This window comes from Micromonospora musae (assembly GCF_003626545.1).
Classification (GTDB): Bacteria; Actinomycetota; Actinomycetes; order Mycobacteriales; family Micromonosporaceae; genus Micromonospora; species Micromonospora musae.
The window spans coordinates 602687-616091 of the sequence record NZ_RAZS01000002.1; the positions used below are offsets into that span (position 1 = coordinate 602687).

Below are 13405 nucleotides of genomic sequence, written 5' to 3' on the forward strand. Positions count from 1 at the left end.
AGCCGCCAGATGTACGAGACCTGCCTGGCCACCTGTGGTGACCTGCGGGCGGAAGGCGGCCGCGGGCAGCCGATCGTGGTCGATCCCACAGCGCACGGCCCGCCGCTGGCACAATGGCCGGACCGTAGAGCCGGAGCCGGGAGGCCAAGGTGAGCGAGGAACGCGTCCACCCGAACGAGACCATCCTGCCGCTGCTGCCCTGCGTGTCACCCCAGGAGACCCTGGCTTTCTGGCGGGCGCTCGGCTTCGCGGTGACCTGGGAGCAGACCAGGCCCTACCTCTACCTGGCCTTCCGCTGGAGCGGGTTCGAGCTGCACTACGGCAACGCCGCCCCCGGCGTCGACCCGGCGGCCGAACAGACCGGCGGATGCCTGGTGCTCGTCGACGCGGTCGCGCCGTACCACGCGGCGTTCAGCGGGGCCATGCGTGCCGCCTACGGCAAGGTGCTCGGCAAGGGGCTACCGCGGATCACCCGGTACCGGCCGGGCGCGTCGCGGTTCAGCGTCGTCGACCCCTCCGGCAACACCATCACCTTCATCCGCCGGGACGAGCCGGAGGAGCTGGAGTACGGCGGCTCGAAGGACCTGGTGGGGTTGGCCCGGGTGCTCGACAACGCGCGGATCCTGCGCGAGTTCAAGTCGGACGACCGGGCGGCGTTCCGGGCGCTCAACTCCGGGCTGCGCCGGCACGGCGACGCGGCATCCGCCGTCGAGCAGGCGGTGGCGCTCGCCGGGCTGATCGAGCTCTCGATCGCCCTGGCGGAACCCGAGCGGGTGCCCGACTGGGGTGCGCGGCTCCAGGCGATCCGGCTGACCAGGTCGGAGCGGGACCAGGTGCGCCACGCCGTGGCGGATCCGGCCGTGCTGGAGCCGTGGCTGCCGGAGGTCGACTGACGGCGGCGGGCACGCCGAGGTGACGCGGTGATGTCGGTGGGACCAACCGGTGGTGGCGGAGTTCCGCCATGTCCGGGCTCCGCCAGCGATCATGCCGCCCGTCGGGCCGTCCGTCGCCCCAGAATCTCCGACGGCGCTGCCGGCCTCCACCGGTGGTCGCCCGGAGGAGGGAATTCATGCGCAGATCCAGATACGGGGCGCGCCGCGCGAGCGCCACGGTCGCCGCGGCGCTGACGGCGTTGCTCGTACTGCCCACCGGTGCCGTCGCGGCGACGACCCCGACGCCCACGAGCGGCATCGTGGAGCCGCTGCGGAAGGTGGACCCGCAGCTGCTCGCCGCGGCACGCGGCGGCACCAGCACCACCTTCATGGTCGACCTAACCGGGGAGGCCGAGCTGGACGGGGCGGAGCTCGACCGCGTCGAGCGCGCCGCCGGTGGTCGGGCCGGCCGGGTCGCCCGCACGACCCGGGTCTACCAGACCAAGGTTGCGCACGCGGAGCGGACCCAGCGCGGACTGCGGGAGCTGCTGCGGGACCGGCACGCCGAATTCACCCCGTTCTGGATCGCGAACGTCATCGAGGTGACCGGTGATCTGGACCTGCTGACCGAGCTGGCCGGCCGTTCGGACGTCGCCCGGATCACCGCGGTCGGCGTGACGACGCTGGAGGAGCCGGTCCGTACCGCCGGCGCGGACGCCGACGACGCGCCGCTGCTGTGGAACCTCGGCGCGGTCGGCGCCGACAAGGTGTGGCGCGAGTACGGCACCCGGGGCGAGGGCGTCGTCGTCGGCAGCGTCGACTCCGGGGTGCAGTACGACCACCCGTCGCTGGTGCGCCAGTACCGCGGCAACAACGGTGACGGCACCTTCACCCACGACTACAACTGGTACGACCCCACCGGGTTCTGCATGTCCGAGGGGCCCTGCGACAACGCCGGGCACGGCACGCACACCGTCGGCTCGATGGTCGGCGACGACGGCGCCGGGCACGTCACCGGGGTCGCCCCGGGCGCGACCTGGATCGCGGCGAAGGGCTGCGAGCTCACCTACTGCACCGACGCGTCGCTGCTGGCGGCCGGGCAGTGGATGCTCGCCCCGACCGACCGCGACGGCGCGAACCCCCGCCCGGAGCTGTCGCCGGACATCGTGAACAACTCCTGGGGCGGCACCGGCGGCGACCCGCACATGTACGACGCGATCGTCGACTCCTGGGTGGCCGCCGGCATCTTCCCGGTCTTCGCGGTCGGCAACGAGGCGGAGCAGGCGCCGGAGCCGTGCGGCTCGGCGGGCCACCCCGCCACCAACCCGCAGACGTACGCGGTCGGCGCGACCGGCCCGGACGGCCTGATCACCGCCTTCTCCAGCCGCGGTCCGGGCCGCGACGGCGCGGTTCGGCCGGACATCACGGCCCCCGGCGCGCAGATCCTCTCCACCCTGCCCGGCGGTGAGTACGGCTACATGGACGGCACCTCGATGGCCGCTCCGCACGTCGCGGGTGCGGTCGCGCTGGCCTGGTCGGCGGTGCCGAACCTGCGGCGGGACGTGGCGACCACCCGGGAGCTGCTGGACCGCACCGCGCACGACGTCGACGACGCGCAGTGCGGCGGCACCCCGGCCGACAACAACGTCTACGGCGAGGGCCGGCTGGACGCCTACGACCTGGTGACCCAGGCCTCGACTGCGCAGCTCGGGGGCGTCGTGGTGCACGCGGAGCGCGACGGACGCCCGCTGGCCGGGTCGCGGGTCACCCTGACCTCCGACCTGGTCACCCGGACGGCCCGCACCGACGCGCACGGCACGGTCCAGCTGGGCCGGGTGCCGGCGGGGGAGTACACGCTGACCGCGACCTACTTCGGACAGCGGACCCAGCGGCGGACGATCACCGTGTCGCAGAGCGGCACGGTGAACCTGACCCTGGACCTCTCCGAGGTCGCCCCGTGGCAGCCGGTGGGCGGCCGGGTCACCGACCCGAACGGCGAGCCGGTCGCCGGCGCGCGGTTGACGCTCGCCGACGAGTCGTTCCCCGGCTTCGTCACCGACGCCAAGGGTCGTTACGCAGGGACGCTGCCCGAGGCCGACTACGACCTGCTGGTCGAGTACGGACGCTGGCTCGCCCCGCGGACGGTCGCGGTGACCGTGGACGGACCGGAGACCGTCGACGTGGCGCTCGCCGCCAAGGCCGACCGGCACGGCTACGCGGCCGGGGTGGTCGCCGGCAAGTGGGACGACGGCGGCAAGGTGCTCGCGCTCACCGGTGACACCGCGAGCAAGGGGCTCGACCTGCCGTTCCCGATGACCTTCTACGGCACCACGTACGACCGGATCACCGTGCACACCGACGGCTACCTGACCTTCGGCACGGACGCCGCCGCCTCTGTCGGCGCCAACGGACCGCTGCCCGCCCCGGCGGTGTCGGCTCCGGCCGTCTACGCGTTCTGGGACGACCTGGTCCTGGACCACGCCTCGACCGTGCGGACGAAGAGCACCGGGTCGGGGAAGAACCGGCAGCTCCTGGTCAGCTGGGTGCGGGCCGCGCTCAAGAGCGACCCGAAGGTTCGGGTCGACGTGCAGGCGCGGCTCGGCGAGAACGGCACCGTCGCCCTCCGGTACCGCAAGCTCGGTGCCGGTTCGGCGGCGGCCGGCGGCTCGGCGACGGTCGGCATCGAGGACGGCAGCGGCACCGACGCGTTGACGTACTCGCGGGACGAGGCGGTGCTCGACGCGGAGGCCGCGGTCACCTTCGAGGTGCCCGGCCGGGGCCTGCTGCGCGGCACGGTCCGCGACGCGAACGACCGTCAGCCCCTGGCGGGCGCGACGGTGCGGGTCGAGTCGCCGAACGCGCGGCTACCGATCACCGCGACCACCGACGCGGAGGGCTTCTACCAGCTGGAGGCGCCGGCCGGGCCGGTCACCGTGACCGCGATGCAGCCCGGCTACGAGCTGCCGCCGGCCACCGCCACCGTGGTCGAGACCAGGGTGGTCACGCAGGACCTCGCGCTGCGTACGCCGCTGCTGCTGGCGAACCGGAGCGCGGTGTCGGTGAGCGCCCGGGCCGGACAGACCCGGACCGCGACGGTGACCCTCGCCAACAAGGGCGACCTGCCGGCCACCTGGTTGGCGAGGGAGATCGACTCGCCGACCCCGCCAGCGGGTGTGCCCGGCAAGGTGCTCGGCTCCTTCGCCGTGAAGGACTTCTACTACGCGTTCGGTGTCGGCTACCGCAACGGCGAGTTGATCGTGTCGAACTCGTACCTGTTCGGACAGCTGCAGCGCTTCTCCACCGACGGCACGTCGCTGGCCAAGGGGGTGCTCGACATCGGCGGCTGGCCCTCGGACATGGCCTACGTGCCGGGGCGGGACCTGATGTGCGCGCCGAAGATGTCGATCGTCGGGGAGCTGCCGATCGTCTGCTTCGACCCGGACACGTTGGAGGTCAAGGAGACGATCAGCGGGACGTGGGCGGGCAAGCTCTACTACGGGCTGGCCTACCGCGCCGCGGACGACACCTTCTACCTCAGCGGCGACGGGGTCATCCGGCACCTCGCCGGGGTGTCTCACTCGCAGCCGGGCTCGGTGCTGGGGGAGTGCACCCCGCCGGTGCCGTGGATGACGGGGCTCGCCCTCAACGAGGAGCAGAACGTGCTGTGGGGCATCAACCAGGATGCGAAGGAGTCGATCTGGGCGATGGAACCGGACACCTGCCGGGCGCTCGCCTCGGTGCCCGACCCGGACCCGAACCCGCTGAGCGGCGCCGGGCTCGACATCGACGAACAGGGCAACCTCTGGACGGTGGCGTTCCGGAACCAGCCGTTCGCCAGCAAGGTCTACCACGTGGACGGCTCGCTGCCCGGGTACAGCGACGTGTCGTGGCTGTCGGCCGGAGCCTCCGGTGCGGTGGCGCCGGGGGAGAAGGCCACGTTGACCGTCACGGTCGACACCACCGGCCTGGCCCCGGGCAGGTACGTCGCCACGCTGCTGGTCACGAACAACGGCGCGAAGGGGGCGGCGACCCCGGTCACCGTCTCGGTGACCGTCACCAGGTGACCGTCGGGCCCCGCCGGCCGCTCGCCGGGTGGCGGGGCCCGCTGCGGATCCTCGCGAACCGTCCCGCCGCAGTTCGGTGGGGCGGTTCGTGGGGGTCAGAGCCAGTTGTTGCGGGCGACGAACCAGCCGAGCTGCATCCGGGTGGCGCTGCCGCTGACGTCCATGAGCTGCCGCAGCCGCCGCTGCACGGTACGCAGTGAGATGCCCAGCTGGGAGGCGACCGCCTTGTCCGGCAGCCCGGTCATCAGCAGGGAGAGGATCTGCCGGTCGGTCGGCGTCGGCACCGTCCAGCGGTCGGCGTCGTCGAGCACGGTGGTGGCCGGGGCGAGGCGCAGCGGCGTGGCCCGCTCCCAGATCTCGGTGAAGAGCGCCACGAGCACCTCGACCCAGGTGGCGCCGCGTACCACCAACGCCCAGGGCTCGACGGTGTCGTCGCGGGACGGGAAGGAGAGCAACCCCATCCGGCGGTCCGCCACGGCGAGCTTCGCGGGGACGTCCGTGGCGACCCGGGCCTGCTCGCCGGCGGCGATGAAGCGACCGATGTGGGTCGAGGCCCCCGGCCGTTCCAGGCCGCGCCGGTCGTAGACCACGCGGAAGCGTACGCCCCGATCCAGCAGCTCCAGCTCCGCCGGGTTGTCGGAGAAGTCGGCCGCGTACGGGGGTCGCTCGAACCCGAGCACCTCCTCCTCGGCGCCGCGCAGGAACTGGTCGAAGGTCTGCAGGATCGCGGTCACCCCGACGACCATCTGGACGCCCGGATCCGCCGGCTCCGCCGCGCGCTGCTGCCGCAGCCACTCCCGCAGGTCGATCCGCGCCTCCTGGAGTTCGCGGATGCGCTGGGTCAGCAGGGAGTCGATGGCCAGGTCGGGGGAGGTCGCGGCGGCCTGCTCGCCGGCCACCCGGACGAGGCCGTGGCGGGTGAGCGCGTCGAGCGCCGCGACGACCTGACCGGAGTCGGCGGCGAAGCGCTGCGCGAGCTCCGTCGCGGTGCCCGGGTGCCCACCGGCCAACGCCAGGTAGAGCTTCTCTTCCAACTCGGTCAGACCGAACGCGCTCAGCACTCTCCACCACACCCGACTCGCTCGGCCCCACCGGTGGCGCGGGGCGCTGCGTTGATCTTGGAGCGTTCCCATCAGGAGCGTCAAGGGCTGCTGAGCAGCCCACCCGTCCGGCCTCTCGTGGGACGGGCCGAATTCCGCTACGGTGATCGAATCGTGTTCTCCTCTCGTCGCCGTATCGTTCTCGCCGCCGTGGCCGCCGCCGTCGTCCTCGGTGGGGCTGCCGTCGCCGCGGCCCAGCTCACCGACGACGCCCCGGCGGGGCCGGTCGCCGCGCCCCGGGTCGTCCAGCCCGGCGCGCCCGGTCAGAGCGGCCGCGCCCTCTCGCCGGCCGAGCAGTCCCAGCTGCCCGCGCCTCCGAAGCACACCGCGGCCGACACCCAGTTCATGCAGCGGATGATCGCGCACCACGTGCAGGCGCTGGACATGACCGGGCTCGTCGCGGAACGCGCTACCAGCAAGGAAGTCTCGCTGATCGCCAAGCGGATCGAGACGTCGCAGCGCGACGAGATCGCGCAGATGCAGCAGTGGCTCACCGACCGCGGCGAACAGCTCCCGGGGCCGCACGAGCACCACGCCGACCACGACGCGGTGATGCCGGGCATGCTCACCCCCGAGCAGCTGGCGGAGCTGGCGAAGACCCGAGGTGAGCAGTTCGACCGGCTCTTCCTCGACCGCATGATCCGGCACCACGAGGGCGCGCTCACCATGGTGCAGCAGCTCTACGCGGCCGGCGGCGGGCTGGAGCCGGCGAGCGACCGGTTCGCCCGGGAGGTCAACGCCGACCAGGGCATCGAGATCCGCAGCATGCGGGAGCTGCAGGCGCGCCTCGCCGGCTAGGGCGGGTGTCGAAGTCCTCGGCTCGACCGAGGACTTCGACACACGCCCTACGGCCCGTTCCCACCAGGCTCGCCCGAGGTGCCGTCACGCTCGCCGCCGCTCCCTCACGGCGATCTGGTAGCGCCGTTCCCTGACGGCGATCCGGTAGCGCCGAGCACGCCGACGCCCATCATCTCCTGGCCCGCCACCGGTGGGGAGCGCGCCGAGGTCGGGACGACGCGAGGGCCGCGCCCTGCCGAGGCAGGACGCGGCCCTCATCGAACCGTTGCGGCGTACGTCAGTCGAGGCTGGCGCACTGTCCGCTGGTCGGCCCCGACACCCGGTTGGCGGCGTCGAGGTTGATCGGCGCCGGCGCGTTGCCGGTGCACGCGAGCGGGCCGCGCACCGTGCTGTCGGCGATGATCGGCTCGACCGACCCGGTACGGTTGCCGGTCAGCACGGCCGGACCGTGGATCTCGCTCGCCACGATCGCGGTGCTGCCGCGCGTGCCGGTGATGCTGACCGGGCCGCGGACCGTGCTCTCGTAGAGGTGCACGGCGGCCGCGTTCGCCGCCGACACCGGCCCGGAGATCGACGAGTCGAACGCGAGCAGCGAGGCGCCCGGACGTACGGTGACCGGCCCGTTGACCGTCGCGCCGTTCAGGCAGGTGACCCCCGAGACCGTCAGCGGCCCGTTGTGCCGCTTGTCGATCGTGGTGGTGCAGGTCCGGGCCAACTGGTCGAAGCGGGCCCGAGCCACGGCGAAGCTCGGCGCCCAGCTGACCTTCGTCTGGTGCTGGGCGTTGAACTGCGGCATCTGCACCTCGCGGGCCGCGGCGATCTCCGCCGCGGTGAGGTGCTCGCTCGGCCGCAGCCCGAGCACGTCGAAGCCACGGGCGATCTCGCTGCCGTAGATCTCACCGTTGTACCAGTACGCCGACCAGAAGCCGCCCAGCACGTTGGTGGTGGGGCTGATCGGGCCGCGGTCGAAGTAGGCGATCTCCCGCGGGTGGGCCGAGTCGGTGAAGTCCATCAGCGAGATGCCGCCCTGGTACCACGCCTGGACGAGGATGTCCCGACCCGGCACCGGGATCAGCGAGCCGTTGTGGGCGACGCAGTTCTCCTGGAGCGTCTGCGGAACGGGCAGCTTGTAGTAGCTGGCGAACTTCAGCTTCCGGTCCACGATGTCGAAGATGGCGTTCGCGCCCCACTGCGGCTGGTCGGTGTCGCGGCACCGCGCGCCGGTGCCGCCGCCCCACTCGTCGGTGAAGACGACCTTCTTGCCGTCGTTGCTGATCGTCGCCGAGTGCCAGTACGCGAAGTTCGGGTCGGACACCTCGTCGATCCGCACCGGGTTCGCCGGGTCGGAGATGTCGATCAGGATGCCGTTGCCCTCACAGGCACCGGCGGCGAGCCCGATCGCCGGGTACGCCGTGATGTCGTGGCAGGCGTCGGTGACCGGCGACGGTCCCCACGGGCTGCCCGACGGGTGGGTCGTGGTGGGCGGGGTGTTCTGCAGGCCGTCGACCGCGCCGGTCTGCGGGTCGGCGAAGAGGCGCGGGTTGTTGACGACGGCGGCCTGCTCCGGCGCGGCGACCGGGACCTTGATGACGTCGATGCGCCAGCGTGCCGGGTCGGTGCCCGCGGCGGGCGTGTTGTTGCAGCCGGCCATGGTGGTCGCCGGACGGACACCCGCCGTGCCGGAGACGTAGACATAGACGTTCGCGCTGTCGTCCGGGTCGGTCACCAGCGTGTGGGTGTGCGAGCCGCGGCAGGTCTGCACGGCGGCGACCTGGACCGGGTTGGTCACGTCGCTGACGTCGAAGACGCGTACGCCCTGGAAGCGGGTGCCGGCGGCGGGGTCGGTGCCGCAGTCCAGCCGGCCCCGGGTCTCCTCGACCGACATGAAGAGCAGGTTCCCGTGGACCGACACGTCACCCTGCCCGCCCGGACACACCACGCTGCTGACCAGCGTCGGGTTGGCCGGCTGCGAGACGTCGTAGACGTTGAAGCCGTTGTAGTTGCCCTGGAAGGCGTGATTGCCGCCGAAGGCGAGGTCCGAGGCGACGAAGCCGAAGTCGCCGGGGTTCGCGGGGTTCACGAAGCCCGCCGGCTTGTCGCGGTGGGCCAGCAGTTCGAGGTCGCTGATCGCGCTCTGCGCGTCCAGCCAGCCCGCGCCGAGCCCGATCCGCGGGTCCGGTTCGGACTCCTGGCCCGACGCGGTGCCGGGCAACAGGGCTACGAGGAGAGCGGCGGTTGCCGCGGCGCCGAGAAGGCGACGTCTCCTGCCTGGGGTGCGATGGATCTGGGTCATGCGTCTCCTCCAGCCGCGGTGTCCCTCCTGGTCACGATGCGCATCGACACGCGTTTACACCGCGGTAAGTAAGGACCGTACCGCCTGCCGGTCAGTTTGGATCATGTAAATATTTGCGGAGGACGCGAATTCGCCATAATTCCCGGACCGTGGGATCACAGTCCCTCCCAGACCGCCTTCGCCCCCGAGTCGCCGGTGCGGATCACGTAGTACAGGGCCGCCGCGGCGGTCAGCAGTGCCAACCCCCGCAACGACCAGGTCAGCGCCGGTCGATTCGACGCAGCGGCCGGGCTCCCCGTGGGGGCGACGAGCCGGACCAGGGCCAGCGCCACCACCGCCGCGCCGATCGTCGCGTACAGGGTCAGGTTGCCCAGATCCTGGTGGGCCTCCAGCCTCGGCAGGTACTCGGGGCTGACCTGGTTCGCACCGCGCAGGCGGGCGAGGAAGGCGTCCCCGGAGAGCTTCGTCAGCAGCGCGGAGGCCGGTGCGCCGACGGCGAGCAACCCCAACACCCAGCGGGTGTGCGGGCGGATCACGGGGACGAAGGCGTAGCCGACGCTGAGCAGCGCCAGCAGCGGCACGAAGACGACGGCGGCGTGGAGCACGAGCGGGTGGGCGGGAATGCCCATGAACTCCTCGAACATCGGGCTCTCCTGTGGATGAGGGGGAGGATCGGCCGCGTACCGGCAGCGAACGCTATCGGTGCGGCGGCGCCCCTGTCACCCCTGTCGTCGCCGGCCGTCGGCCGCGTGCCCGTCCGCGCCCGGTCGCTCCGTCGCCGGCTCAGCGGCGGGTGCGCCGGGCCAGGTAGACCACGTCCGGCTCGCCGCGCGGCACCTCGACGCGGTGCGTGGTGACCGGCCCGATCAGCGCCGCCAGCCGGGCGGCGTACGCCGGTGCGGCGGCGGCGCTCCAGGCGGCCAGCACACCGCCGTCGGTGAGCCGTTCGCGCAGCAGTTCGAGCCCGTCGTCGCCGTAGAGCGCGGCGTTGTCCTGGAAGACCGTCCACTCCGGACCGTTGTCGACGTCGAGGCAGATGGCGTCGAACAACTCGCCGGTCGTACCCAGCCAACGCACGATGTCGTCGTTGACGATCCGGACGCGGGCGTCGTCGAGGGCGTGCTCACTGAAGTGGGCGAGGCTGTCCCGGTGCCAGTCGATCAGCGCCGCCTCGATCTCGACGACCACGATCTCCGCCGGAACCGGGGAGGCCACGGCCTCGGCCAGGGAGAAGCCCACCCCGAGGCCCCCGATCAGGATCCGGCCGCCGGCCGGCATCGACCGCAACGACTCCCGGACGAGGAGCCGTTCCGACGTGCCGGCGCGGGTGTCCATCAGGAACACTCCGTTGCTGATGATCTCCAGGTGTTCGGCACACCGCCGGAGCACCAGCTCGCCCCGCTCGGTCACGACCCGGTCGACCACCGTAACCGCCTCGTTCACCCGGCCAATCTATGCCAACGGGCAGGGCGGGCCGGCGGATTTTCCGACCGGCCGACGAAGCGGAAAGGCCGTGCCGAATTGGGCGGGCCGCCGCGACGGGTCAACCGGCGGTTCAGAGACCGAGCGGCGTCGGATCGGTGGCGAGTTCGCGGAACCGCGCCCGGGGGTCGGGGACCAGGCGGCGGGCCGACAGGTCGAGCAGGCCACCAACCCCGGTCAGCGTCGCGACCGGGCTGCCGTCCGGCCGGGTGTAGTCCTGCTCGATCCGGAACGTCTTGCCCTCGCCCCAGCGGAACGCGCAGGACACGTCGACCTCGTCACCGCCGCGCAGCTCACTGAGGTAGCGCAGGGTGACCTCCAGCGCGACCGGACCCACGCCGCCGGCGAGGAGCCGCTGCTGCGAGATGCCGGCGGCGCGCAGGCACTCCCACCGGGCGTGCTCGCCGTACTGGAGGTAGACCGCCTGGTTCAGGTGGCCCTGGGTGTCCAGCTCGTAGCCGCGGACGGTGACGCGTACCCGGAAAGGATCTTCCACGGCCCCGAGCCTACCGGTGGGTAGCGGACGCACCGGTGGTCGGTACCGGAGGGAGGCCGACTCAGAGCCGTGCGCCGCGCTTGTCGTAGGCGAGGATGCCGTCCAGCCGTACACCCGGGGCGAGCGTGGTGGGGTCGAACCAGAAGATCACCACGCGCGGGTCCGCACTCCAGCGCGCGAGCTCGGCGTTGACCTGACGGCCGTCGACGGTGCCCACGATCCGCATGGCCGGTCCGACGAAGTATCCGAAGGTGGGCACCGGCGGGACGAACTGGCGCTCACCCTGCTGGTCGTAGCCGATCTCGTGGAAGCCCTCGTGGCGGTCACGCCCCGCGACGTCGTTGATCAGGACGTCCGGCGTCAGCCTCCCGTCGGTGTCGCGGCGCCCGGCGACCAACCCGATCTTGACGCGCGGCACCGACGGCACATCGACCGGTACGAAGTAGAAGACACGCTCCTGCGCGCCGTACCGGATACCGCTGGAGACCACCGCGCCGGTCGGCTTCCGGTCCGTGCCGCCGGGGCTGACCGGGGTGCCCGTCGTGGGTCCGGCGGTGGGCGGCGTCTCGGGCCCGGCGGTGGGCGTCGCCGTGGGCGCGGCGACGGACGCCGTCGTCATCGCGTCCGCCGGTCGCTGTGGTGGCGGGCCGCCCGGACGCAGCGCCACCGGGACGGCCACCGCGACCGCCAGCACCAGCCCGGCCGCGCCGGCGCCGGCGAGACGCCGCCGCCCGCGCAGCCGCCGACCCTCGCGTACGACCGCGGCCAGGTCGAGCATGCCCTGATCGGTCGACTCGGTCACCCGCATGGCCTCGCGGAGCCGGTCCGCCTCGTTCATCGGCGGGTCCCGTGCACCCGCGGCGCCCCGGCGCCGACGCCGCGCAGCTTCTCGAGGGCTCGGGAGCTGGTGCTCTTCACCGTTCCCACCGAGACGCCGAGTTCGTGGGCCACCTGGACCTCCGGAAGGTCGAAGTAGTAGCGCAGGACGACGATGGCGCGTTCGCGCGGGCTCAGCGTGCCGAGGATCGCGAAGAGCCAGCGCCGGGTGGCCACCGCGTCGGCGACATCGTCGTCACGCTGCTCGGGCAGCTCCTCGGTCGGGTACTCCCGGATCGGCCGCCGCCAGCGGTCGACGAGGTGGTTGACGAGCACCGACCGGGCGTAGCGGTAGGCGTCGTCGCCGCGGATCCGCGACCAGGAGGCGTACGTCCGGGCCAGCGCGGTCTGCGCGGCGTCCTCGGCCTCGTGGCGGTCACCGGTCATCAGGAAGGCCGCGTGCACCAGCCGGCCGGAGGCGGCGCGGGCGAACTCGACGAACTCGGTGTCATCTCGTGCCATGTCCGCCCGCTCCGCACCTCACGACGATCAGGACGAGTGGGGAGCGCGAAAGGTTGAGTCCGCGAGTGATCAACTTTTCGGCCGCCTCGCGCGTCCTTTCTCCGACGCGCCACCGGTGGACGGTGTGCGGCGAGGGGAGACACATGTCGAGGAAGACTACGCGCCGCAGTGCCCTGCTGGCGCTGCCGGTGGCGGGGCTGCTGGGGCTCCTGCCGGCCGGGTGCGGCCAGCCGGCGTCGGGCGGGCAGCCCGCGTCGGGAAGCCGGCCGACGTCCGCGCCGCCGGTCCGGTTGGTCAACCCCGCCGGCCCCGTGCTGTCGCCCTCGGCCTCCTCCCGCCCCCCGGTCGCGATCAACTACCCGGCCGAGGGCGGCAACCGGTGGCGGACCGCGGCCGCCGAGTCACCCGCCCCGCGCGGCAAGGGTGAGCTGATGCGCTACCGAGTGTCGGTGGAGCGGGACATCGTCGGCATCGAGACCTCGGCCTTCGCCGCCGAGGTCACCGGGTACCTGAACGACGAGGAGGGTTGGACCGCCGACGGGTCGCTGACCCTGCGCCGGGTCGGGCCGGGGCAGCCCGCCGACTTCACCATCTACCTCGCGACCCCGGGTACCCGCGACGAGCTCTGCGGCGACGTGCCGGACGGCTACACGTCCTGCCGCAACGGCGCGCGGGTGGTGCTGAACGTGGCGCGCTGGGTGAAGGGCGTGCCGCGCTACGGCGCGCCCCTGGCCACCTACCGCGAGTACATGGTGAACCACGAGGTGGGGCACCGGCTCGGCCACGGGCACGAGCGCTGCCCAGGCCGTGGCGAACCGGCGCCGGTCATGCAGCAGCAGACGCTCGGCCTGCACGGCTGCACCGCCAACGCCAAGCCGTACCTCGACGGCGAGAGTTACCACGGGCGCTCCGGCGCCTACGACGACCCCATCCCGCCCCGCGAGCGCGGCCGGGCGGGTTGA

General features: G+C 72.7%; 11 protein-coding genes. 4 read left to right on the forward strand and 7 right to left on the reverse strand.

Features of this window, described 5'->3' with window-relative positions; genetic code table 11:
* The first annotated feature begins 149 nt into the window (after positions 1 to 149).
* Positions 150 to 893, forward strand: a complete 744-nt coding sequence (locus D7147_RS06870; RefSeq protein ID WP_120674739.1) for a VOC family protein — start codon at positions 150 to 152, stop codon at positions 891 to 893.
* A gap of 176 nt (positions 894 to 1069) precedes the next feature.
* Positions 1070 to 4936, forward strand: coding sequence for a S8 family serine peptidase (locus D7147_RS06875; RefSeq protein ID WP_158609300.1), 3867 nt, complete (start codon positions 1070 to 1072; stop codon positions 4934 to 4936).
* A 95-nt stretch (positions 4937 to 5031) separates the two neighbouring features.
* Here the strand turns inward: D7147_RS06875 and D7147_RS06880 are convergent, their stop codons facing one another.
* On the reverse strand, positions 5032 to 5997 hold the full coding sequence (locus D7147_RS06880; protein WP_158609301.1) for a helix-turn-helix transcriptional regulator: 966 nt from the start codon (positions 5995 to 5997) through the stop codon (positions 5032 to 5034).
* A 153-nt stretch (positions 5998 to 6150) separates the two neighbouring features.
* Between D7147_RS06880 and D7147_RS06885 the strand changes: the two genes are divergently transcribed.
* Positions 6151 to 6834, forward strand: a complete 684-nt coding sequence (locus D7147_RS06885) for a DUF305 domain-containing protein (protein ID WP_147437362.1) — start codon at positions 6151 to 6153, stop codon at positions 6832 to 6834.
* A 277-nt stretch (positions 6835 to 7111) separates the two neighbouring features.
* Here D7147_RS06885 and D7147_RS06890 read toward each other — a convergent pair whose 3' ends face one another.
* The 6 genes from D7147_RS06890 to D7147_RS06915 form a co-directional block, all read right to left on the reverse strand.
* Positions 7112 to 9127 (reverse strand): LVIVD repeat-containing protein, encoded by a 2016-nt coding sequence (locus D7147_RS06890; protein WP_120674747.1) that lies wholly within the window; start codon positions 9125 to 9127, stop codon positions 7112 to 7114.
* Between the two features lie 155 nt (positions 9128 to 9282).
* The gene (locus D7147_RS06895) at positions 9283 to 9771 is read right to left on the reverse strand and encodes a DUF2231 domain-containing protein (protein ID WP_120674749.1); all 489 of its coding nucleotides are present in this window, start codon (positions 9769 to 9771) and stop codon (positions 9283 to 9285) included.
* Positions 9772 to 9910: 139 nt separating this feature from the next.
* Positions 9911 to 10579 (reverse strand): spermine/spermidine synthase domain-containing protein, encoded by a 669-nt coding sequence (locus tag D7147_RS06900; protein WP_407663319.1) that lies wholly within the window; start codon positions 10577 to 10579, stop codon positions 9911 to 9913.
* A 103-nt stretch (positions 10580 to 10682) separates the two neighbouring features.
* Positions 10683 to 11105: an acyl-CoA thioesterase gene (locus D7147_RS06905; RefSeq protein WP_120674751.1), complete on the reverse strand. Its 423-nt coding sequence runs from the start codon at positions 11103 to 11105 to the stop codon at positions 10683 to 10685.
* Between the two features lie 61 nt (positions 11106 to 11166).
* Positions 11167 to 11943 (reverse strand): hypothetical protein, encoded by a 777-nt coding sequence (locus D7147_RS06910; protein ID WP_120674753.1) that lies wholly within the window; start codon positions 11941 to 11943, stop codon positions 11167 to 11169.
* Positions 11940 to 12443 (reverse strand): SigE family RNA polymerase sigma factor, encoded by a 504-nt coding sequence (locus tag D7147_RS06915; RefSeq protein ID WP_120674755.1) that lies wholly within the window; start codon positions 12441 to 12443, stop codon positions 11940 to 11942. Before D7147_RS06915 ends, D7147_RS06910 begins: the two co-directional genes overlap by 4 nt.
* Before the next feature lie 143 nt (positions 12444 to 12586).
* Here D7147_RS06915 and D7147_RS06920 point away from each other — a divergent pair, with 143 nt between their 5' ends.
* Complete coding sequence (locus D7147_RS06920) at positions 12587 to 13405, forward strand: DUF3152 domain-containing protein (protein WP_120674757.1); 819 nt, start codon at positions 12587 to 12589, stop codon at positions 13403 to 13405.